General features: G+C 57.5%; 20 protein-coding genes and 2 pseudogenes. 12 read left to right on the plus strand and 10 right to left on the minus strand.

What is annotated here, in order from left to right; all coding sequences use genetic code 11:
- Positions 1–103: 103 nt before the first annotated feature.
- The 5 genes and pseudogenes from GV764_RS01135 to GV764_RS01155 all read right to left on the minus strand — a co-directional run.
- Positions 104–520 carry a hypothetical protein gene (locus GV764_RS01135; RefSeq protein WP_161658722.1) on the minus strand — a complete coding sequence of 139 codons (417 nt, stop codon included), beginning with the start codon at positions 518–520 and terminating at the stop codon, positions 104–106.
- Positions 521–588: 68 nt separating this feature from the next.
- Positions 589–747, minus strand: a pseudogene (locus tag GV764_RS22315) (RHS repeat-associated core domain-containing protein); the annotation flags it as partial.
- Positions 748–775: 28 nt separating this feature from the next.
- The gene (locus GV764_RS01145; protein ID WP_161658723.1) at positions 776–1,084 is read right to left on the minus strand and encodes an Imm58 family immunity protein; all 309 of its coding nucleotides are present in this window, start codon (positions 1,082–1,084) and stop codon (positions 776–778) included.
- Between the two features lie 2 nt (positions 1,085–1,086).
- On the minus strand, positions 1,087–1,347 hold the full coding sequence (locus GV764_RS01150; RefSeq protein ID WP_201743015.1) for a hypothetical protein: 261 nt from the start codon (positions 1,345–1,347) through the stop codon (positions 1,087–1,089).
- A pseudogene (locus tag GV764_RS01155) lies at positions 1,328–2,752 on the minus strand (DUF6531 domain-containing protein); the annotation flags it as partial. The pseudogene GV764_RS01155 and the gene GV764_RS01150, both read right to left, overlap by 20 nt.
- Positions 2,753–3,314: 562 nt before the next feature.
- On the opposite strand from GV764_RS01155, the gene lldP reads away from it, so the two are divergent.
- From lldP to lldD, 3 genes are read left to right on the plus strand one after another with little or no spacing between them, the layout of a single operon-like run.
- Positions 3,315–4,970, plus strand: coding sequence for an L-lactate permease (gene lldP / locus GV764_RS01160; RefSeq protein WP_161658724.1), 1,656 nt, complete (start codon positions 3,315–3,317; stop codon positions 4,968–4,970).
- Complete coding sequence (gene lldR / locus GV764_RS01165; RefSeq protein ID WP_161658725.1) at positions 4,967–5,749, plus strand: transcriptional regulator LldR; 783 nt, start codon at positions 4,967–4,969, stop codon at positions 5,747–5,749. Before lldP ends, lldR begins: the two co-directional genes overlap by 4 nt.
- Positions 5,749–6,957, plus strand: coding sequence for an FMN-dependent L-lactate dehydrogenase LldD (gene lldD, locus GV764_RS01170; protein WP_161658813.1), 1,209 nt, complete (start codon positions 5,749–5,751; stop codon positions 6,955–6,957). The genes lldR and lldD overlap by 1 nt, the downstream gene beginning before the upstream one ends.
- A 35-nt stretch (positions 6,958–6,992) precedes the next feature.
- Here the strand turns inward: lldD and yiiM are convergent, their stop codons facing one another.
- Together yiiM and sodA are read right to left on the minus strand one after the other, a co-directional pair.
- On the minus strand, positions 6,993–7,682 hold the full coding sequence (gene yiiM, locus GV764_RS01175; protein WP_201743016.1) for a 6-hydroxyaminopurine reductase: 690 nt from the start codon (positions 7,680–7,682) through the stop codon (positions 6,993–6,995).
- 69 nt (positions 7,683–7,751) lie between these two features.
- Complete coding sequence (gene sodA, locus GV764_RS01180) at positions 7,752–8,372, minus strand: superoxide dismutase [Mn] (protein WP_161658727.1); 621 nt, start codon at positions 8,370–8,372, stop codon at positions 7,752–7,754.
- A 285-nt stretch (positions 8,373–8,657) separates the two neighbouring features.
- Here sodA and GV764_RS01185 point away from each other — a divergent pair, with 285 nt between their 5' ends.
- A complete protein-coding gene (locus GV764_RS01185; protein WP_161658728.1) occupies positions 8,658–10,079 on the plus strand; it encodes an L-fucose/L-arabinose isomerase family protein in 1,422 nt (473 codons plus the stop codon).
- A gap of 197 nt (positions 10,080–10,276) precedes the next feature.
- A complete protein-coding gene (gene rhaT / locus GV764_RS01190) occupies positions 10,277–11,311 on the plus strand; it encodes an L-rhamnose/proton symporter RhaT (RefSeq protein WP_161658729.1) in 1,035 nt (344 codons plus the stop codon).
- Here rhaT and rhaR read toward each other — a convergent pair.
- Positions 11,308–12,171, minus strand: coding sequence for an HTH-type transcriptional activator RhaR (gene rhaR, locus GV764_RS01195; protein WP_161658730.1), 864 nt, complete (start codon positions 12,169–12,171; stop codon positions 11,308–11,310). The two genes, rhaT and rhaR, sit on opposite strands and share 4 nt — an antisense overlap.
- Before the next feature lie 136 nt (positions 12,172–12,307).
- Positions 12,308–13,144, minus strand: coding sequence for an HTH-type transcriptional activator RhaS (rhaS, locus tag GV764_RS01200; protein WP_161658731.1), 837 nt, complete (start codon positions 13,142–13,144; stop codon positions 12,308–12,310).
- Positions 13,145–13,433: 289 nt separating this feature from the next.
- On the opposite strand from rhaS, the gene rhaB reads away from it, so the two are divergent.
- From rhaB to rhaM, 5 genes are read left to right on the plus strand one after another with little or no spacing between them, the layout of a single operon-like run.
- The gene (rhaB, locus tag GV764_RS01205) at positions 13,434–14,903 is read left to right on the plus strand and encodes a rhamnulokinase (protein ID WP_161658732.1); all 1,470 of its coding nucleotides are present in this window, start codon (positions 13,434–13,436) and stop codon (positions 14,901–14,903) included.
- Positions 14,900–16,159: an L-rhamnose isomerase gene (gene rhaA, locus GV764_RS01210; protein WP_161658733.1), complete on the plus strand. Its 1,260-nt coding sequence runs from the start codon at positions 14,900–14,902 to the stop codon at positions 16,157–16,159. Before rhaB ends, rhaA begins: the two co-directional genes overlap by 4 nt.
- A 58-nt stretch (positions 16,160–16,217) precedes the next feature.
- Complete coding sequence (gene rhaD / locus GV764_RS01215) at positions 16,218–17,042, plus strand: rhamnulose-1-phosphate aldolase (RefSeq protein WP_161658734.1); 825 nt, start codon at positions 16,218–16,220, stop codon at positions 17,040–17,042.
- 12 nt (positions 17,043–17,054) lie between these two features.
- The gene (fucO, locus tag GV764_RS01220) at positions 17,055–18,203 is read left to right on the plus strand and encodes a lactaldehyde reductase (RefSeq protein ID WP_161658735.1); all 1,149 of its coding nucleotides are present in this window, start codon (positions 17,055–17,057) and stop codon (positions 18,201–18,203) included.
- Positions 18,200–18,514, plus strand: a complete 315-nt coding sequence (gene rhaM, locus GV764_RS01225; protein ID WP_161658736.1) for an L-rhamnose mutarotase — start codon at positions 18,200–18,202, stop codon at positions 18,512–18,514. Before fucO ends, rhaM begins: the two co-directional genes overlap by 4 nt.
- Before the next feature lie 33 nt (positions 18,515–18,547).
- On the opposite strand, the gene GV764_RS01230 is transcribed toward rhaM, so the two are convergent.
- Positions 18,548–19,096, minus strand: coding sequence for a helix-turn-helix domain-containing protein (locus GV764_RS01230; protein WP_161658737.1), 549 nt, complete (start codon positions 19,094–19,096; stop codon positions 18,548–18,550).
- Positions 19,097–19,197: 101 nt separating this feature from the next.
- Here GV764_RS01230 and GV764_RS01235 point away from each other — a divergent pair, with 101 nt between their 5' ends.
- Both GV764_RS01235 and GV764_RS01240 read left to right on the plus strand, forming a co-directional pair.
- Positions 19,198–19,857, plus strand: coding sequence for an AzlC family ABC transporter permease (locus GV764_RS01235; protein ID WP_161658738.1), 660 nt, complete (start codon positions 19,198–19,200; stop codon positions 19,855–19,857).
- Entirely contained in the window at positions 19,857–20,180 is a 324-nt protein-coding gene (locus GV764_RS01240) for an AzlD domain-containing protein (RefSeq protein WP_161658739.1), read from the plus strand. Before GV764_RS01235 ends, GV764_RS01240 begins: the two co-directional genes overlap by 1 nt.
- Positions 20,181–20,184 lie beyond the last annotated feature (4 nt).

Genomic DNA, 20,184 nt, shown 5'->3' on the forward strand with positions numbered 1-20,184 from the left:
TTGTTTATGTGTTCGATATCACATGTTTTATAAATATCATTAAGCTGTGCTCCATTACATTTTTCTATAAACAAAAATACAAGAGCTATTAAGGCTAGTCTTTTCATAGATTATCCAGCGGCCCATTAACAGGATAAGATATCCCCTTATGATTTTTCCTTATACATTGTTTCAGAGATTTGGCTGCATGTGTTTCGACACCAGTAATCACTCTCTTTTCCTCAGCATTATCATATATTGGATCTATGGTATTTTTCCTTGCCATATAATTCTTGTATGTTTCTGTCGAGAAAGCATATGCATGTGCTATTTCATGACCGAGAGCTAATGCTGGCACCTGCGTCCCATTTTTAAAATCATAGTGTCCACCTTTCGGATTCTCATCACAAAGTAAAGCTGAATGAGGATCCCAATGAATCCTTCCAGTCCAGGGACTAAAAGAGTTATCTTTTCCATTATTGCAACTAACAGTTATTGTTACTTTCTTGTTGTTCTCTAATGCAGTAATGATTTTTGCCATCTCAGTATTTTTTTCAGAAAATTTATCGCAGTATCAAAATCTTTTCTGTCTCCCTCGACCGAAAATTTTAATCCTCGTTGATCACTAAACTGTATAGGATTTAACGGATACTGATACAAGTTCCATCCCCCTGCCAGACCTGTCGGGTCCTGCGTGATATACCGCCCCTGCTCCGGGTTATAGTACCGGTGGCGGTTGTAGTACAGTCCCGATTCCTCATCGTACTGCTACCCTGGCAACCGGCATATAAAAACATTATTCGACATCAACTAAAGAATTATTATTAAAGATAAACTCAGTATTTCCAAGATATACTCCCCCCTCTTTAATTAACAAATCATCGTTTAATCCACTCTTCTTTACATCCTCTATAATAGATATTTTACTTCTCCCTTTAAGTTCATACTTTACTATCAGCTTCAGTTTTAATAGATCGTCATTGCAGCTTTCAAATGATTGATTTGAATAATCTAGGCTAATCGAACGATCAATCCATCCATATAAAAAAAACACATTAGATAATGTAAGCATAAGGATTGTAAATGAAATAATATATTTACGCATTATTATTCCCCACCAGCATTGAAAGCATCATCTGCAAAGCTACGACATTGATTTGGTGAAAATGGATTCCATGCATACTTATCTCTTTTTTCATTATTGGCTATACCATTAATATAATCGTATATTTTTTTCTCATCGACATCTTTACTGCAAGCCAACTCTGCGGCTGTATTTTTCCCAGCTCTTTTCGACAATGCAGACTTAAGATTTTCAAGTGACTTTTTTGTAGGATTACCATCTTTAGCGCACCTTCCGCCCGTCATGGCCCGTCACTTCCGTCACCACCCCCGACGCCACATGCAGGCGGTACTCCGTCTTCCGCCCCGCCGCATCCGTCTGCGCCACCAGACGTCCTGCCGGGTCGTACTGACTGTGCGTTGTGCTGCCGTCTGCAGACTCTTTTTTCACCACCCGCTTCAGGCCACCCTCACCCTCCGTGTGCAGCACCTCCCGCCGCCCCAGGCTGTCCGTGATGGTGACGCGGTTCTTCTCATACCCGTAACGGTAACTCAGCCCCGCCGGGTTCACCTGCTCCGTCACCCGCCCTTCGCTGTCATACACATAGCGCATCGCCGGTCTGCCCGCGTAATGATGGCCCGTCATCCGCCCCGTATGATGCGGATCATACGTGAAGTGGCGCACCTGTACCCCGCCACGGTCGTACACCGCCGCCAGCTCCCCCCGTGGCGTATAGTCGTACCGCGCCAGCATCACCGGCGCCTGCTCCTGCACGGCAACGCCCGGTTCGCTGGCCAGCCACACCTCCGACAGCCGGATACCCTCATCCCTGCCGTACTCCGTGTAAGCGGGCAGTGAGTCAGGGAATACCGGGGAAGGGGAGGAAGAAGGGTTGATGGAGGTCGTGGCGGAGGCAGTCTGCCGCTGCCTCCGCGCGGCTTCCGCACGCTGCGCCTGCGTGCTCAGCACCAGCCGGAACCGCCGCCCCGCGCCGTCCGTGACGCCCGTCACCTGCCCGCTGAATACCCCGGCTGCATCCCGGTGATACGTGAGCGTCCTGCCGTATCCGTCCGCCAGCCCCGTCAGCACCCGGTACGGCGGCAGCGGGGCAGGCAGCACCTCATCTGCCCCCGGCACCCGTTCACTCCACCCCAGTATCCACCACGGACCCTGCGCGCTGTTCGTCGCCAGGTAAATATGCGGACTCAGCCGGATGTCCTCCGGCAGTCGCTCCCACAGTGATGCCAGCGGGCTGCCCTCATTCAGCTTCAGCACCCCGCCGCGCGCCAGCCAGAATGACTCACTGCGGCTGTACGTCACCTCTCCCGGCGTCAGCGGCTCAAAGTGAATGCTCCTGCCGCCGTTATCATTCAGTATCAGTGCATTATCACGCAGTTGTAACCGCATGTCGGCAGCCATCTTCCAGCCGGGACCGTACACCCCCGACGGCGCGGGCGTCTTCGTCCGGTAACTGCTGTACGCGCGGGAAAGGACAAACGGCAGCGGGCCGGGCAGCGCCACATCCGTCTCCCCCGGCAGCACCTTCGCCCCCGGCAGCGGGTTCACCGGCGGGCCGTACGTCACCCCGCCCGGACACACCGAGCAGGCCACGCCCGTTGGCGCACCTATCAGTACCCCCGCCGAACCCTGCACAATATCCAGTCCCCTGCGGGTCATGTCACCCTGCCGCGCCGCCGGTTTTCCGCTCACAATACCTCCATGTATATAGAAAAATATAAAACCCTTGCCGGAAATTTATTATTATCTTGTAATGAAAACACTCTGTGCTAAAACAGTAAATGACAAATGATGTGTAAATAAAGAGAGACCTGCCATAAAAAATAATCATACTAATCAATGAAATACTTTAAATCATCAATAAATTTAATATCAGATAAATTTAATCAATAAGATCGCATCTTAAATTTTTCTACAATGAGTACTTATTCATACTGCTTATAAAATAAAGAATTTGGTCTGCCTTTTTATTTATAAAAATATCTGAGAGATATATTAACCTCTTTCAAATGCTCTTGAAGCGTGAGTAAACCATAAAACTGGCCCAACCAATTCGCAAAAATTTCCCCTCAAAAATCACAAATCAACAAAACACCTGTTACCACCACATTGCATACAAGCAACATTTGGTTAACCATTCATCGACACCAACCCTACATCACACTATTGGTAGGACCACATTTACAAATAACGTGACGCAAAGCCGAGCGGAGACTCCTTGCGTAAGCGTATTTGCGGTCCTCGGGAGAATGGCATGAGCCTCTGGCAACAAAACTACGATCCGGCTGGCAACATTTGGCTTTCCAGCCTTATCGCATCGTTACCGATCCTGTTTTTTTTCTTCGCGCTGATTAAGCTGAAGCTGAAAGGCTATATCGCCGCCTCGTGGACCGTGGCGATCGCGCTGGCGGTTGCGCTGTTCTTCTACAAGATGCCTGCGGATAACGCGTTTGCATCGGTGATTTACGGTTTCTTTTACGGCCTGTGGCCGATTGCCTGGATCATCATCGCGGCGGTGTTTGTATACAAAATTTCGGTGAAAACCGGGCAATTCGACATCATCCGGTCATCAATACTGTCGATTACTCCGGATCAGCGCCTGCAAATGCTGATCGTCGGCTTCTGCTTCGGGGCCTTCCTCGAAGGGGCTGCGGGGTTCGGGGCACCGGTGGCGATTACCGCCGCGCTGCTGGTGGGTCTCGGCTTTAATCCGCTGTATGCCGCCGGACTGTGCCTGATTGTTAACACCGCGCCGGTGGCGTTTGGCGCGATGGGCATCCCGATTCTGGTGGCGGGCCAGGTGACCGGTCTGGACAGCTTTGAAATCGGCCAGATGGTGGGCCGCCAGTTACCGTTCCTGACCATCATCGTGCTGTTCTGGATCATGGGCATTATGGACGGCTGGCGCGGTATTAAAGAGACCTGGCCTGCGGTGATGGTCGCTGGCGGCTCGTTCGCTATCGCCCAGTATCTCAGCTCCAACTTTATCGGCCCGGAACTGCCGGACATCATCTCCTCGCTGGTTTCGCTGGTGTGCCTGACGCTGTTCCTGAAGCGCTGGCAGCCGACGCGCATCTTCCGCTTCGGTGATATGGGCGCATCGGTGGTCGATCAGACTCTGGCTCGTAAAAATTACACCGCTCGCCAGGTGATTCGCGCGTGGTCGCCGTTCCTGTTCCTCACCGCGACCGTCACGCTGTGGAGCATCCCGCCGTTCAAAGCGCTGTTCGCCCCTGGCGGCGCGCTGTACGACATGGTGATTAACGTTTCCGTGCCGTATCTGGATAAACTTGTGGCCCGTATGCCGCCGGTGGTCAGCGCCGCCACGCCATACGCCGCGGTGTACAAATTCGACTGGTTTTCCGCCACCGGCACCGCGATCCTGTTCGCCGGGCTGATCTCTATCGTCTGGCTGAAAATGAAACCCGCTGCCGCCATCAAAACCTTCGGCGAGACGCTGAAAGAACTGGCGCTGCCGATTTACTCCATCGGGATGGTTCTGGCTTTCGCCTTTATCTCCAACTATTCGGGGCTGTCGTCTACGCTTGCCTTAGCGCTGGCGCACACCGGTTCGGCGTTTACTTTCTTCTCGCCATTCCTCGGCTGGCTGGGGGTATTCCTGACCGGGTCGGACACCTCGTCTAACGCCCTGTTCGCCGCGCTTCAGGCCACCGCCGCGCAGCAGATTGGCGTATCGGATGTATTGATGGTCGCCGCCAACACCACCGGCGGGGTCACCGGCAAAATGATTTCGCCGCAGTCCATCGCCATCGCCTGCGCCGCCGTAGGGCTGGTAGGCAAAGAATCGGACCTGTTCCGCTTCACGGTGAAACACAGCCTGATCTTTACCTGCATGGTGGGCGTGATCACCACGCTTCAGGCCTATGTCTTAACCTGGATGATCCCATGACGATAACCACGCTGCGCCTGGCTGACCAACTGGTCGAGCGTATTCAGGCGCTGATCGCGGACCAGCAGCTCGACGGCGGGATGCGCCTGCCGTCCGAGCGCCAGCTGGCGGTGATCCTCGGCGTCTCGCGCAACAGCGTGCGCGAGGCGATACAAATTTTGATTCGCGAAGGCACACTGGTCAGCCGCCGGGGTGGCGGCACTTTTGTGCGCTATCAACTTGAGCCCTGGTCGGAGCAACGCATCGTCCAGCCGATTAAAACGCTGCTGGCGGACGATCCGGGCTATCGCTATGACATTCTGGAAGCCCGCCACGCCATTGAGGCCAGCACCGCCTGGCACGCGGCGTTGCGCGCCACCGAAGCGGATAAAGAGAAACTGCGCTACTGCTTTGACGCCACGCTGAAGTTCACCGAGCGCGATGACCCGGATCTCGCGGCCCAGGCCGACGTGCGTTTCCATCTGGCCGTGGCGGAGGCCTCGCATAACGTGGTACTGCTCCAGACCATGCGCGGCTTTTTCGATCTGCTGCAATCCTCGGTGATGCAGAGCCGCCAGCGCATGTACCTCGAACCGCCGATTTTTTCACAGCTCACCGAACAGCACCGCGAGGTGCTGGACGCCATTTTAGCCGGGGATGCCGAGCGGGCGCGCAAAGCCGTCACCCATCACCTCGGCTTTGTCCACTCCACCATTAAACGTCTTGATGAAGATGTGGCGCGCCAGGCGCGAGTCACCCGCCTGCCCGACATCGACGACAATCCCAGGGAGAACGAATGATGATTATTTCCGCCGCCAGCGACTACCGCGCCGCCGCTCAACGTATCCTGCCACCGTTCCTGTTCCACTACATCGACGGCGGGGCCTACGCCGAATATACCCTGCGCCGCAACGTGGAAGATCTGTCGCAAGTCGCACTGCGCCAGCGGGTGCTGAAAAATATGGCCGATCTGAGCCTCGAAACGACGCTGTTCGACGAAACCCTGTCGATGCCGGTCGCGCTGGCACCGGTCGGGCTGTGCGGCATGTACGCCCGGCGCGGCGAAGTGCAGGCGGCGAAAGCGGCAGATGCCAAAGGAATTCCGTTTACGCTGTCCACCGTATCGGTCTGCCCGATTGAAGAGGTCGCGCCGAAAATTCAGCGTCCGATGTGGTTCCAGCTGTATGTCCTGCGCGATCGCGGGTTTATGCGCAACGCGCTGGAGCGCGCCAAAGCGGCGGGCTGCTCAACGCTGGTGTTTACCGTGGATATGCCGACCCCAGGCGCGCGTTATCGCGACGCGCATTCCGGGATGAGCGGCGCCAACGCGGCGATGCGCCGTTACTGGCAGGCGGCGACCCATCCGCAGTGGGCGTGGGACGTAGGCCTGCACGGCCGCCCGCACGATTTAGGCAATATCTCCGCCTATCTCGGCAAGCCGACCGGGCTGGAAGATTACATCGGCTGGCTGGCGAACAACTTCGACCCGTCGATTTCCTGGAAAGACCTGGAGTGGATCCGCGAATTCTGGGACGGTCCGATGGTGATTAAAGGCATTCTTGACCCGGAAGACGCCAAAGACGCGGTGCGCTTCGGCGCAGACGGGATTGTGGTGTCTAACCACGGCGGCCGCCAGCTGGACGGCGTGCTCTCCTCGGCGCGCGCGCTGCCCGCCATTGCCGATGCGGTGAAAGGCGATATCGCTATTCTGGCCGATAGCGGTATTCGCAGCGGTCTGGATGTGGTGCGGATGATCGCCCTGGGCGCGGATACCGTACTGCTGGGCCGTGCGTATCTCTACGCGCTGGCGACTCACGGCCAGGCGGGCGTGGCGAACCTGCTGAATCTGATTGAGAAAGAGATGCGGGTCGCGATGACCCTGACCGGCGCAAAATCGATTAAAGACATCAGCCGCGATTCGCTGGTGCCTGACCCGGAATTTACCTCGGTGCTGGCGTCGTTGCCGGCCTCCAGCGCCAGCGTGTCGAAGCGCGTGGATGCGGCGTAAACCGGAACTGCCCTCAGGGATGAGGGCGGTATCACTCATGCGCCGGGTTTCGCACTCCCCCACAGCCGACGTGAATAATCCTCGATCTGCCCGGAAATACGGCGCTTCTGCAGGGTTCGGGTCCAACTCACCGATAACCCTGCCGCGCTTAGCAGGCGATGATACTGTTCATCGTCAAACGGCATATGCCAGGCGATAGCGGCGGCGTCGCGGATGCTGACGTCACTGGTGCGGGACGCCAGTTCCAGCGGCGCATCGGCGCTCACAACACCGGCCTGGATCACGCGATATAACCAGCCGGTGCGCGCGGTTTGTTGCATCAGCAGTGACAAATCGCTGATGGCCAAATGAAAATTCACCTTGAAGCACGGCGAGCGCGGCTGGGTGACCTGAATCAGCGCCTCGCCCCAGCGGAATATATCGCCGATAAACACGTTCTCTTCGGTTAACCCGATGGTTGAAATGTTTTCGCCAAACGCCGGGGCGACAAACCGATCCGCCTGCGCCGGGAATTCGCGCGCCCACTGGGCGTAATGCTCGCGGGGATAATGACAAAGCGCGCGATCCGGGCCGCCGTGGATCACTTTTTCCGCCTGCTGATCGCCTTCCAGACCCAGATCGGTCAGGGTTAATGCGCCTTCGACCTGAATCCTGCCGATGGCGCTGGGGCGGCTGCCGGGGTAATCACGCACCTGGCCGATGTAAATATCTGCGGGGTAATGCATCTGCTGCTCCTTATGCGGATACAAAAAAAGCGAGCCTCAGGCTCGCTTTATCACTGCAATATTGCAACCTTATTTTTTGGCAGCAAAACGTGCAGCGGCTTCGTCCCAGTTCACTACTTCCCAGAAGGCTTTGATGTAGTCAGGACGTTTGTTCTGATATTTCAGGTAGTAAGCGTGTTCCCACACGTCCAGGCCCAGGATTGGGAAGCCGGATGCGCCGGAAATTGCTTCACCCATCAGCGGGCTGTCCTGGTTTGCGGTAGAAACCACAGCCAGTTTGTCGCCCTGCAGCACCAGCCACGCCCAGCCGGAGCCGAAACGCGTTGCCGCTGCTTTCTCGAATTCTTCTTTAAATTTTTCCACGGAACCGAAATCGCGCTCGATGGCCGCTTTCAGATCGCCCTGCAGGGTAGTGCCGGTTTTCAGGCCTTTCCAGAACAGGCTGTGGTTAGCGTGGCCGCCTGCGTTGTTGCGCAGTACGGTTTTCTTGTCAGCCGGAACCTGATCCAGTTTAGCGATCAGTTCTTCTACCGGCAGGTTAGCGAATTCCGGCAGGGATTCCAGTGCGGCATTAGCGTTGTTGACGTAAGTCTGGTGGTGTTTGGTGTGATGGATTTCCATCGTTTGCTTATCGAAATGGGGTTCCAGGGCGTCGTAAGCGTAAGGCAGGGATGGCAGTGTATAGCTCATTTTTCATCTCCATTATTGTCGGGCGGCAAACGGACTTTTCAGCACCGGTGTGTTAACGCCGCGTAATCAGTGGGATCATTATAGTTAATTAAATGATATTGAAAATGTTTATCAATGCCGCATTTATTATAAGGTTATTCGCAGCAGGAATAAGCCAGTTTGCGAGGCCCTTCACAGCAATAACGGTTTTTCTGCCAGGTCCTTACTGTTGTGGCAAAAATACGAAGGTAGCGCCCAACCAAACGGGCCATAGTCGATGCTCCTCATGTTTCCTGGAGCAAAAAAATGACGATAAATATCGCACTTTTTGGCATTGGTCTGGACACCTACTGGCCGCAGTTTCACGGTCTCGAACAGCGTCTGACGGGTTATCTGTCGCGCATCCACCAACGCCTTTCCTCCCCTGAACGCCATATCATCAATGGTGGTCTGATCGACAGCGTTGATAAAGCCGACGCCTTCGCGGCTGAACTCAGCAGCCAACCGGTTGATGTCATTTGCCTCTATATCAGTACTTATGCGCTCAGCGCTACGGTGCTGCCGCTGGTACAGCGCATCAACAAGCCGGTGATAATTCTGGCGCTTCAACCCGAACCCGGCCTTCCTTATAGCGCCATTCGCGCCCTTGCCGATCGCGGCGCCCGCACCGGTGAATGGCTGGCGCACTGCCAGGCATGCAGCGCGCCGGAGCTGGCGAACGTATTCAATCGCGCCGGTATTCGCTATCAACTGTTAGTCGGCGCGCTGGAAGGCGACGACGCCGTGTGGCAGGAAACCGACGCGTGGCTTGACGCGGTGAAAGCGCAGCGGGCGCTGGCGGCTACGCAAGTGGGCGTGCTGGGGCATTACTACGACGGCATGGTCGATGTGTACAGCAATATGACCAATCTGTCGGCCCGGCTCGGCGTGCGCTTCAAGCCGCTGGAGATGTGCGAAGTCGCCGAATACCGGGAAAAGGTCACGCCGGCACAAACCCAGGCCAAATGGCAGGAGCTGGAGCAGGCGATGCATATCGATCCGGCCTGCGAACAGACGGAGCTCGATCGCGCGGTGCAGACCGCCTGCGCGCTGGATGCGCTGGTGGAAAATAACCAGCTGGCGGCGCTGGCCTATTACTACGAAGGGCGCAACGGCAACGCCTACGAAAACATTATTACGTCCGTGATCATGGGAACCACGCTGCTCACCGGGCGCGGCATCCCGGTGGCGGGCGAGTACGAAATCAAAAACGTACTGGCGATGAAAATTATGCAGTTGCTGGGTGCCGGCGGTTCGTTCTCCGAGCCCTACGGGATCGAATTCCATGATGATGTGGTGCTGTGGGGCCATGACGGCCCGGCGCATCCGCTCATGGCCGACGGCGAGGTTCGTCTGGTGCCGCTGCCGGTATATCACGGTAAACCCGGCAAGGGCGTGTCGATTCAGATGACGGTCAAGCCCGGCCCGGTAACGTTTCTGTCGGTGGTGGAGGACGCGGATAACCGGGTGATCCTGCAGTATGCCCAAGGCGAAGCCGTAGCGGGCGAAACGCTCGATATCGGCAATACCAATAGCCGCTACCGCTTCCCCGTCAGCGCCCGGGAATTCACTGCCCGCTGGAGTCTTGGCGGCCCGTCGCACCACTGTGCCATTGGCATCGGCCACCAGGGCGCGCTGCTGGAAAAACTCGCCTGGCTGCTGGCCATCCCGGCGGTGAAAATCGCCTGATCCACCCGCCTCCCGGCCTGCGCCGGGAGGAGAAAATTCGAACTGTGATCCCGGTCTTACCCACCCGCTGTTTTTTGCCATTTATGATGTGCGCGCGGCAGTTGCCCGAAGGTAGCGCTTTCCCTGGATCCCTAAACTCGTCGTCATTGGGGGTGTGCTCGAACCCCTGGCCATTCGACAAAATGAGGAATTAAAGAATGAGTAACGCAATAACGATGGGGATCCTCTGGCACCTTATCGGCGCGGCCAGCGCCGCCTGTTTTTACGCCCCTTTTAAGCAGGTAAAAAACTGGTCATGGGAAACCATGTGGTCAGTGGGCGGGTTGGTTTCGTGGATCGTGCTGCCCTGGGCAGTCAGCGCCGCGCTGCTGCCCGACTTCTGGTCCTACTACGGTTCGTTTAGCGCCTCCACGCTGCTGCCGGTATTCCTGTTCGGTGCAATGTGGGGCATCGGTAACATCAACTACGGCCTGACCATGCGCTATCTCGGCATGTCGATGGGCATCGGGATCGCCATCGGTATCACCTTAATCGTCGGCACTCTGATGACGCCCATCCTTAACGGCAAGTTCGGCGTACTGGTCGGGACCCCTGGCGGCCAGATGACGCTGCTCGGTGTGTTTGTGGCGCTGATTGGCGTCGCGATCGTCACCCGTGCGGGCCAGCTCAAAGAGCGCCAGATGGGCATCAAAGCCGAAGAGTTCAACCTCAAAAAGGGGCTGATTCTGGCGGTGATGTGCGGCATTTTCTCTGCCGGGATGTCGTTTGCGATGGATGCGGCCAAACCGATGCATGAAGCCGCTGCGGCGTTAGGCGTCGATCCGCTGTATGTCGCCCTGCCGAGCTACGTGGTAATCATGGGCGGCGGCGCGGTGATTAACCTCGGCTTCTGCTTTATCCGCCTGGCGAAAGTGCAGAACCTGTCGGTCCGCGCAGACTTCTCGCTGGCTAAGCCGTTAATTATCAGCAACGTGCTGTTCTCAATGCTGGCCGGTTTGATGTGGTATTTGCAGTTCTTCTTCTACGCCTGGGGCCATGCCAGAATCCCGGCGCAGTACGACTATATGAGCTGGATGCTGCACATGAGCTTCTATGTACTGTGCGGCGGCCTGGTCGGGCTGATTATGAAAGAGTGGAAATCGGCGGGACGCCGTCCGGTGGGCGTACTGAGCATCGGTTGTGTGGTGATTATCATCGCCGCCAATATCGTTGGTCTGGGGATGGCGAACTAACCCTCCCGCACGTCCTCGCGCTTTAACCATTCATGACACTGCTGACGCCACAACCGTGGCGTCACACCCGTTTCACGGGTAAACACCACCGAAAAATAGTTACTGTCTTCAAAGCCGCAGCGCGAAGCGATATCGCTAATCAGCATCTCAGTATGGCGCAGCAGATATTGCGCCTGGCAGATCCGCAGCTGACGCAAATAATGGCTGATGGTCATCCCGGTTTGCTGGCGGAAGCGCTGGCGTAGCGGGCGCTCCTGCACCTGATGGCGCTGGCAAAATTCCTGCAAATCAAAGGCGTTATTCACGCTGTTATCCAGGGCGGCAATCAGCAAATCCAACACTTCACCCCGATCTGGCGAACCGGCGCTATCCGGCTGATAGCGATGGCGGCGCAGCGTAATGCACAGCTGGAGAAACAGGCTCTCGCTGAGAGTACGCGACAGCGCATCGTCTTTCGGGCTTTCATGTTCGAGCTGGCTGATAATCTGTCGCGCCTGGGCGATGCCCTGGCTGTTCAGCCGCCAGCGCGGGTTAAGTTCCTGCGGCGTCAGTAACGCGTCCCAGTCCACATTGAGCGTGAGCCGTTCCGGGCAGTAGATGATGTTGTGCAGCACCAGATCGTTTACCGACTCATAGCTGTGGCGATCTTCCGCTTTGATATAAAACAGATCGCCGCAGGTGATGCGCCAGGGCCGATCGTTCAGAACGTGTAAACCGTTGCCACGCCACACCATCACCAGTTCGCAAAAATCGTGAGTATGTTCGGCGAACACGTTCTGCGGATAGCGGTCCGCCACCGCCACCGGCTGCATGGGCGAAGCGAAAAAATCGGCTTTTTTGAGGATCAACTGAGCGGCCAATGTTTGCCCCCGGAGTGAGTCAGCTTAGAAGTACGCAAGTCGCCCGCCGCGTAGCCTGTCAGGGCGGCGCGGCGGACCTGGTCGCAATCGGAAATTATTGAATGTCCAGAAGCAAAAAACGGTGATGCTGTTCGCGTTACTGGAGCTGGCGATCGCGGCCCTGTCGAATATCGCGCGGAGAGAAGCAAAACTCACGCTTAAAGAGTGTAGAAAAGTGATTACTGTCGCCGAAACCGCACTGATATGCGATATCCGTGACGCTTTCCTCGCTGTGGCGCAGCAGGTGGCGGGCGCGCATCAAACGCAGCCGATTCAGGTAACGCTGGGGCGTGAGCCCGGTTTGCTGCTTGAGCTGGCGATGCAGAGTACGCAGCGACAGGTCAAACTGTTCGGCCAACGTCTCCCAGCAGACTTCGCTGGCAAAATGCTCCTCCAGCCAGCCGATCATCATATTTAACCGGTTATCTGCGCCCGTCGACGAGTCGGCCAGACTGCCCTTGCGGATCAGAATCAGCAGTTGCATAAACAGGATTTCACGCTGAGCCAGGCTGTGGGTATCGCTGGCGTTTCCTAATATCTCCAGATCGGCCAGTAAATTTTTCACCTGCGCCAGCACCTGCGACGGCACGCGCCAGTGCGACGGGTAAATGCCGTCCTGCTCCTGAGGCAGCAGTTTATCCAGCCCGGCGAGGAAGCTGAACGCGTCAGGCGCGCGATACAGGACGTTGGTCAGGCATAAATTCTCGGTATGTTCGAACAGATGCCTGTCGTGATCGCGCACAAAGCACACCGAGCCGCCGCTCAGGGTATAGGGCTGACCATTAAAGATATGCGCCCCGGTGCCGTGCTCGACAATAACGATTTCATAAAAATCATGGTGATGTTCCGGGAAAGCCGACTGCGGCAAACGAGGCTCAATCGCCACGGTCGCGGCGCTACACGGGAAAAAATCGCTGCATGTTAAGACGGTCATTTTCACCTCCCACCAATGAAATTTCGCTTGATAGTAGATAACCGCCCCCCGCCGCACCTTAACTTTTCGACGCTAAACGGCGCAAATTGTGTTCGTTTTTTAAGAATCCACGGGAAAGATCGGGAATTGCGGCAAGGCTCACAACACGCCTGAAATACAAACTGTGAATTCCCTCACGTTCACCTTTGGCTTCTTGCCAGTGCGGGTTTGACGTTGTCAGTAGCGAGAAGGTGACGCGCCAGGCTTCTTTTTAGACTGATGGGCAATGATTCAGATAAGGATTACCATCATGTCTATTCGACATAGCGTTGCGGTCGACCTGGGCGCCTCAAGCGGCCGCGTGATGCTGGCGCGCTTCGACACCGGCAGCCGCGATCTGCAATTAACAGAGATCCACCGTTTCACCAACGCGCTCATTCGCGACGGGGAGTTTGACTGCTGGGACGTGGACGCGCTGGAAAGCGAAATTCGTTTCGGCCTGCAAAAAGCCTGCGAACAGGGCGTCGCCATCGACAGCATTGGTATTGATACCTGGGGCGTTGACGTGGTGCTGCTGGATGGGCAGGGCCAGCGCGTCGGCCCGGCGGTGGCCTATCGCGACAGCCGCACCGACGGCATTATGCAGCAGGCGTGCGAATCTCTGGGCCGTGAAGAGATCTATCGCCGCACCGGTATTCAGTTTTTGCCCTTTAATACCCTGTACCAGCTGCGCGCGCTGACCCAACAGCAGCCGGAACGGGTGGATAGCGTGGCGCATGCCCTGCTGATGCCTGATTACCTGTGCTATCGCCTGACCGGGGTGATGAACTGGGAATACACCAACGCCACCACGACCCAACTGGTCAATATCAATACGGATAGCTGGGACGAAACGCTGCTGGAATGGGCGGGCGTACCGGCGCGCTGGTTCGGCACACCGAGCCATCCGGGCAGCGTGGTCGGCCATTGGGTGTGCGCCCAGGGGAATGCTATCCCGGTGGTTGCCGTCGCGACCCATGACACCGCCAGCGCCGTCATCGCCGCGCCGCTGGAAGGCAACGACGCCGCGTATCTCTCTTCCGGCACCTGGTCGTTGATGGGCTTTGAGAGCAAAACCCCTTATGCCCACGCCGACGCGCTGGCTGCCAATATCACCAATGAAGGCGGCGCGGAAGGCCGCTACCGGGTGTTAAAAAATATCATGGGGCTGTGGCTGCTCCAGCGCGTCACCAAAGAGCATAACATCACCGATCTGCCCGCGCTGATTGAACAGGCCCGCCAGCTGCCAGCCTGCCGCTGCGTGATCAACCCGAACGACGATCGGTTTATCAATCCGCATAACATGAGCCAGGAAATCCAGGCCGCATGCCGGGAGAGCAATCAGCCCGTCCCGCAAACCGGGGCGGAGCTGGCACGCACTATTTTCGATAGCCTGGCGCTGCTGTATGCCGACGTGCTGCACGAACTGGCGCGGCTGCGCGGCAAACCGTTTACCCGCCTGCATATTGTCGGCGGCGGCAGCCAGAATCATTTTCTCAACCAGCTGTGCGCCGATGCCTGCGGGCTGCCGGTTTCCGCCGGGCCCATCGAGGCCTCGACCCTCGGCAACATCGGCTGCCAGCTGATGGCGCTGGACGATATCTTTGACGTCGACGACTTCCGCCGCGTCATCAAACAGACCCACTCACTCACCACTTTTACGCCCAATCAACATAGCGAAATTGCCCGCGTTGCTGCGCAGTTTCAGCAAACCCATCAAACAAAGGAGCTTTGCGCATGACTACTTCTATTAATCAGGCATGGGAACTGGCTAAACAGCGTTTTGCCGCCGTTGGTGTTGATGCCGAACAGGCTCTTGCGGCCCTCGATCGTCTGCCGGTCTCGATGCACTGCTGGCAGGGCGACGACGTCGCCGGTTTCGAAAACCCGGAAGGTTCTCTGACCGGCGGCATCCAGGCCACCGGCAACTATCCGGGCAAAGCGCGTAACGCCACCGAGCTGCGCGCCGATCTGGAGCAGGCGATGAGCCTGATCCCTGGCCCGAAACGCCTGAATCTGCACGCGATCTATCTGGAATCCGATACGCCGGTAGAGCGCAACGCCATCAAACCGGAACACTTCAAAAACTGGGTGGAATGGGCCAAAAAACAGCACATTGGCCTCGATTTTAACCCGTCCTGCTTCTCGCATCCGCTGAGCGCCGACGGTTTTACCTTGTCCCACGCTAACGATGACATTCGGCAGTTCTGGATCGACCACTGCAAAGCCAGCCGCCGCATTTCCGCTTATTTCGGCGAACAGCTGGGCACCCCGTCAGTCATGAACATCTGGATCCCGGACGGCATGAAAGATGTGCCGGTGGATCGTCTTGGCCCGCGTCAGCGCCTGATCGCCGCGCTGGATGAGGTGATCAGCGAGAAGTTCGACGATGCCCACCATATCGACGCCGTTGAAAGCAAACTGTTCGGCATTGGCGCAGAAAGCTACACCGTCGGCTCCAATGAGTTTTATATGGGCTACGCCGCCAGCCGCCAGACCGCGCTGTGCCTGGACGCAGGCCACTTCCACCCGACCGAAGTCATTTCTGACAAGATTTCCGCCGCCATGCTGTATGTGCCGCGTCTGCTGCTGCACGTCAGCCGCCCGGTGCGCTGGGACAGCGACCACGTAGTGCTGCTGGATGATGAAACCCAGGCCATCGCCAGCGAAATCATTCGCCATGACCTGTTCGACCGCGTGCATATCGGCCTCGACTTCTTCGACGCCTCGATTAACCGCATCGCGGCGTGGGTTATCGGCACACGCAACATGAAAAAAGCCCTGTTGCGCGCCCTGCTGGAACCGACCGATCACCTGCGCAAGCTGGAGCTGAACGGCGATTACACCGCCCGTCTGGCGCTGCTGGAAGAGCAGAAATCCCTGCCGTGGCAGGCGGTGTGGGAAATGTACTGCCAGCGCAACGATACCCCGGCGGGCAGCGAATGGCTGGAAAGCGTCCGCGCCTACGAAGAAAGCGTTCTGCGCAAACGCGCGTAACGCACAACGACTCAGGTTCACAGGGGCCGCTGGCTGGCCCCGTAAAGGAAACAACACTATGCAGACTATTATTCATTCCTGGTTCGTTCAGGGCATGATCAAAGCCACCACCGACGCCTGGCTGAAGGGTTGGGACGAGCGCAACGGCGGTAACTTAACGCTGCGCCTGGATGAGGCGGATATCGCGGATTATCAGGCCGATTTTCACGCACAACCGCGCTATATCGCCCTCAGCCAGCCGATGCCGCTGCTGGCGAACACCCCGTTTATCGTCACCGGATCCGGCAAATTCTTCCGCAACGTGCAACTGGCCCCGGCGGCCAACCTTGGCATCGTTAAAGTCGACAGCGACGGCGCGGGTTATCACATTCTGTGGGGGCTGGAAGAGAGCGCGGTGCCGACCTCTGAGCTTCCGGCGCACTTCCTCTCCCACTGCGAGCGCATCAACGCGACCCAGGGCAAAGACCGCGTGATTATGCACTGCCATGCCACCAACCTGATTGCGCTGACCTATGTGCTGGAAAACCGCACCGACGTCATTACCCGCAAACTGTGGGAAGGCAGCACCGAGTGTTTAGTGGTATTCCCGGATGGCGTGGGCATTCTGCCGTGGATGGTGCCGGGTACAGATGAAATCGGCCAGGCCACCGCGCACGAAATGGGTAAACATTCTCTGGTGCTGTGGCCGTTCCACGGGGTATTCGGCAGCGGACCGACCCTTGATGAAGCCTTCGGCCTGATTGACACCGCCGAGAAATCCGCCGAAATCCTGGTGAAAGTGATCTCCATGGGCGGCATGAAACAAACCATCTCCCGCGATGAACTGATCGCGCTGGGCAAACGCTTTGGCGTTACCCCGCTCGCCAGCGCGCTGGAACTGTAAAGGAAGACAACCATGAGCTTTTTATTAGCATTGCCGAAAATCAGCCTGCATGGCGCAGGTGCGATTGGCGATATGGTCAAACTGATCGCCGGGAAAAAATGGGGCAAAGCGCTGATCGTCACTGACGGGCAGCTGGTGAAAATGGGCCTGCTGGACAGCCTGTTTACCGCGCTGGACGCCCATCAGCTTTCGTACCAGCTGTTCGATAACGTCTTCCCTAATCCGACGGAAGCCCTGGTGCAGCAGGGGTTCGCGGCGTTTAACGAGGCGCAGTGCGATTACATCATCGCTTTCGGCGGCGGCAGCCCGATTGATACCGCCAAAGCGGTGAAGATTCTGACCGCCAATCCGGGGCCATCCACTGCTTACTCCGGCGTCGGCAAAGTGACCCATCCGGGCGTGCCGCTGGTGGCGATTAACACCACCGCCGGAACGGCGGCGGAGATGACCAGCAATGCGGTGATCATCGACAGCGAGCGCCAGGTAAAAGAGGTGATTATCGACCCGAATATCATCCCGGATATCGCCGTAGATGACGCCAGCGTAATGCTGGATATCCCGGCTGCCGTCACCGCCGCAACCGGTATGGACGCCCTGACCCACGCGGTAGAAGCCTATGTCTCGGTGGGCGCGCATCCGCTGACCGACGCCAACGCGCTGGAAGCCATCCGTTTAATCAGCCAGTGGCTGCCGCAGGCGGTGGACAACGGTCACAATCTGCAAGCGCGCGAAATGATGGCGTATGGGCAGTATCTGGCGGGAATGGCGTTTAACAGCGCCGGGCTTGGCCTGGTGCACGCGCTGGCGCATCAGCCAGGCGCGACGCATAACCTGCCGCACGGCGTCTGCAACGCGATCCTGCTGCCGGTGATTGAAAACTTTAACCGCCCGAACGCCGTGGCGCGTTTTGCGCGAATCGCTCAGGCGATGGGCGTGGATATTCACGGATTAACCGACGAGCAAGCCAGCCATCAGGCCATCGAGGCAATCCGCGCGCTGTCTGCCCGCGTCGGCATTCCGTCAGGTTTCGCCGCGCTGGGCGTGACCAAAACGGATATCGAAGGCTGGCTGGATAAAGCGCTCGCCGATCCGTGCGCGCCGTGCAACCCGCGTACCGCCTCCCGTGACGAGGTGCGGGCGCTGTACCTGGAGGCATTATGATCCGCAAAGCCTTTGTGATGCAGGTGAACCCCGATGCCCATGAAGAGTATCAACGCCGCCATTCGCCGATTTGGCCAGAGCTGGAGGCGGTTCTTAAGCAGCACGGTGCTCATCACTATGCTATTTATCTCGATGCACAGCGTAACCTGCTTTTTGCAACCGTAGAGATCGAGTCAGAAGCCCGCTGGAATGCGGTGGCGGAGACCGAGGTATGCCAGCGCTGGTGGAAACACATGCGTGAAGTGATGCCGAGCAACCCGGATAACAGCCCGGTAAGCCAAGAACTAAAAGAAGTGTTTTACCTGAAGTAAGTCAATCAGCCCGGCAAACAAAGCCGGGCTTTTTTAATTCTGTTCCGCCACCAGCAGGGCCTGGGTATCCGGCTCCAGCGCCTTAAAGATGTGCTGGCGATCGGCGGGGTAGCAGATGTAATCCCCCTCGCCCAACTCCTCCGGCGCTTCCGTCAGCCCCACCATCGCGCGCCCCTTCGTCACGATAATATGCTCCACCGACCCCGGCGGATGCGGCTGAGAAATGCGATCGGCTCCCGGCTGCGTCAGCAGCAGATATACGTCGCGCCGCGCTCCAGGCGGGCAGGCGGCCAGCAGGGTCGCCTGATAGTTGGCTTCCCCGGCGATCACTTTCATCCCCTCGCCACGACGGATCACCTGCGTGGCAGGCAACTGCGGCTCCAGCAGGCGGGCAAACGGAATATCCAGCGCCACGCACAACGCCCACAGGGTCTCCAGGCTGGGGTTGCCGTTGCCGGACTCCAGCTGCGACAGGGTGGATTTGGCGATCCCGGCGCGGCGGGCGATTTCCGCCAGCGACAGCCCGGTGCGCAGGCGTTCCCGCACCAGGCTTTTGGCAATAACGCTGATTGGCTGCGTCATAAAGGGCCCCTTGTTCGATAAAACGAACGAATCGTTCATCTTGATAAACTGTTCGGATGCGTTCATTATAATGGATAAACGTTCGATATGGCTAAAGACACATGAAACACGCGTTCTCCTCCCTCAAAGGCGACACCATCAAAGCGATCCTGCTGGTTTGTCTGGCCGTCGGCGTCGTGGGCATGTCCTACGGCTCGCTGGCGATGGCATATGGCTTCCCGATTTGGGTGCCGTTTGTGTTGTCGGTATCGGTTTTAGCGGGCGCGTCGGAATTCCTGTTTATCGGCATCGTCGCCAGCGGCGGCAATCCGCTGGCCGCGGCAGCGGCGGGTTTGCTGGTTAACGCCCGGCATATTCCGTTCGGCGTAACGGTGCGCGATCTGGTGGGTAAACGCGCTGCCAGCTATCTGGGCTGCCATATCATGAATGATGAAAGCGTGGTGTTTGGCCTGTCGCAGCCTACCCCGGAACAGCGCAAAGCCGCCTACTGGCTGTGCGGCCTTGGCGTAGCGATTATCTGGCCGCTGGGGGCGCTGCTGGGTGCAGCCGTCGGCAAACTGTTGCCCGCGCCGGAAACCATCGGCCTGGACGCGGTCTTCCCCGCCATCCTGCTGGCGCTGGTGGTCCCAGCCTTTAAAAACCGCACGACCCTGATCCGCGCCTGTAGCGGCGCGGCGTTATCGCTTGCCGCCGTGCCTTTCGCCCCCGTCGGGTTACCGGTTTTGCTGTCGCTGTTTGGCCTACTGACGAGGAAGAAATAATGGAAAACATGACGCTGTTCATCGTCGGGATTGCGGTGTTATCGGCAGGCACCTATCTGATGCGGCTCGGCGGGGCGAAGCTGGGCAGCCGGTTAGCGCTTTCCGCACGATCTCAGGCGCTGCTTTCCGACGCGGCAACGGTGCTGCTGTTTTCGGTCGCGCTGGCCACCACGTTTTATGAGGGCGAGCACTTTGCCGGAATGGCGCGGGTGCTGGGGGTGGCGTTTGCGGTGTTCCTCGCCTGGCGCAAGATGCCGTTAATCGTGGTGATTATCGCGGCGGCGGTGGTAACGGCGCTGCTGCGCCTGGCGGATGTACATTAGAAAG

The organism is Atlantibacter hermannii, from assembly GCF_009907385.1.
Taxonomy (GTDB): Bacteria; Pseudomonadota; Gammaproteobacteria; order Enterobacterales; family Enterobacteriaceae; genus Atlantibacter; species Atlantibacter hermannii_A.

What these genes read in the sequence shown, in the direction of transcription:
- GV764_RS01135 (WP_161658722.1), bottom strand. Translation starts at nt 520, where the DNA reads ATGGCAAAAATCATTACTGCATTAGAGAACAACAAGAAAGTAACAATA.
- GV764_RS01145 (WP_161658723.1), bottom strand. Translation starts at nt 1,084, where the DNA reads ATGCGTAAATATATTATTTCATTTACAATCCTTATGCTTACATTATCT.
- GV764_RS01150 (WP_201743015.1), bottom strand. Translation starts at nt 1,347, where the DNA reads ATGACGGGCGGAAGGTGCGCTAAAGATGGTAATCCTACAAAAAAGTCA.
- lldP (WP_161658724.1), top strand. Translation starts at nt 3,315, where the DNA reads ATGAGCCTCTGGCAACAAAACTACGATCCGGCTGGCAACATTTGGCTT.
- lldR (WP_161658725.1), top strand. Translation starts at nt 4,967, where the DNA reads ATGACGATAACCACGCTGCGCCTGGCTGACCAACTGGTCGAGCGTATT.
- lldD (WP_161658813.1), top strand. Translation starts at nt 5,749, where the DNA reads ATGATTATTTCCGCCGCCAGCGACTACCGCGCCGCCGCTCAACGTATC.
- yiiM (WP_201743016.1), bottom strand. Translation starts at nt 7,682, where the DNA reads ATGCATTACCCCGCAGATATTTACATCGGCCAGGTGCGTGATTACCCC.
- sodA (WP_161658727.1), bottom strand. Translation starts at nt 8,372, where the DNA reads ATGAGCTATACACTGCCATCCCTGCCTTACGCTTACGACGCCCTGGAA.
- GV764_RS01185 (WP_161658728.1), top strand. Translation starts at nt 8,658, where the DNA reads ATGACGATAAATATCGCACTTTTTGGCATTGGTCTGGACACCTACTGG.
- rhaT (WP_161658729.1), top strand. Translation starts at nt 10,277, where the DNA reads ATGAGTAACGCAATAACGATGGGGATCCTCTGGCACCTTATCGGCGCG.
- rhaS (WP_161658731.1), bottom strand. Translation starts at nt 13,144, where the DNA reads ATGACCGTCTTAACATGCAGCGATTTTTTCCCGTGTAGCGCCGCGACC.
- rhaB (WP_161658732.1), top strand. Translation starts at nt 13,434, where the DNA reads ATGTCTATTCGACATAGCGTTGCGGTCGACCTGGGCGCCTCAAGCGGC.
- rhaA (WP_161658733.1), top strand. Translation starts at nt 14,900, where the DNA reads ATGACTACTTCTATTAATCAGGCATGGGAACTGGCTAAACAGCGTTTT.
- rhaD (WP_161658734.1), top strand. Translation starts at nt 16,218, where the DNA reads ATGCAGACTATTATTCATTCCTGGTTCGTTCAGGGCATGATCAAAGCC.
- fucO (WP_161658735.1), top strand. Translation starts at nt 17,055, where the DNA reads ATGAGCTTTTTATTAGCATTGCCGAAAATCAGCCTGCATGGCGCAGGT.
- rhaM (WP_161658736.1), top strand. Translation starts at nt 18,200, where the DNA reads ATGATCCGCAAAGCCTTTGTGATGCAGGTGAACCCCGATGCCCATGAA.
- GV764_RS01230 (WP_161658737.1), bottom strand. Translation starts at nt 19,096, where the DNA reads ATGACGCAGCCAATCAGCGTTATTGCCAAAAGCCTGGTGCGGGAACGC.
- GV764_RS01235 (WP_161658738.1), top strand. Translation starts at nt 19,198, where the DNA reads ATGAAACACGCGTTCTCCTCCCTCAAAGGCGACACCATCAAAGCGATC.
- GV764_RS01240 (WP_161658739.1), top strand. Translation starts at nt 19,857, where the DNA reads ATGGAAAACATGACGCTGTTCATCGTCGGGATTGCGGTGTTATCGGCA.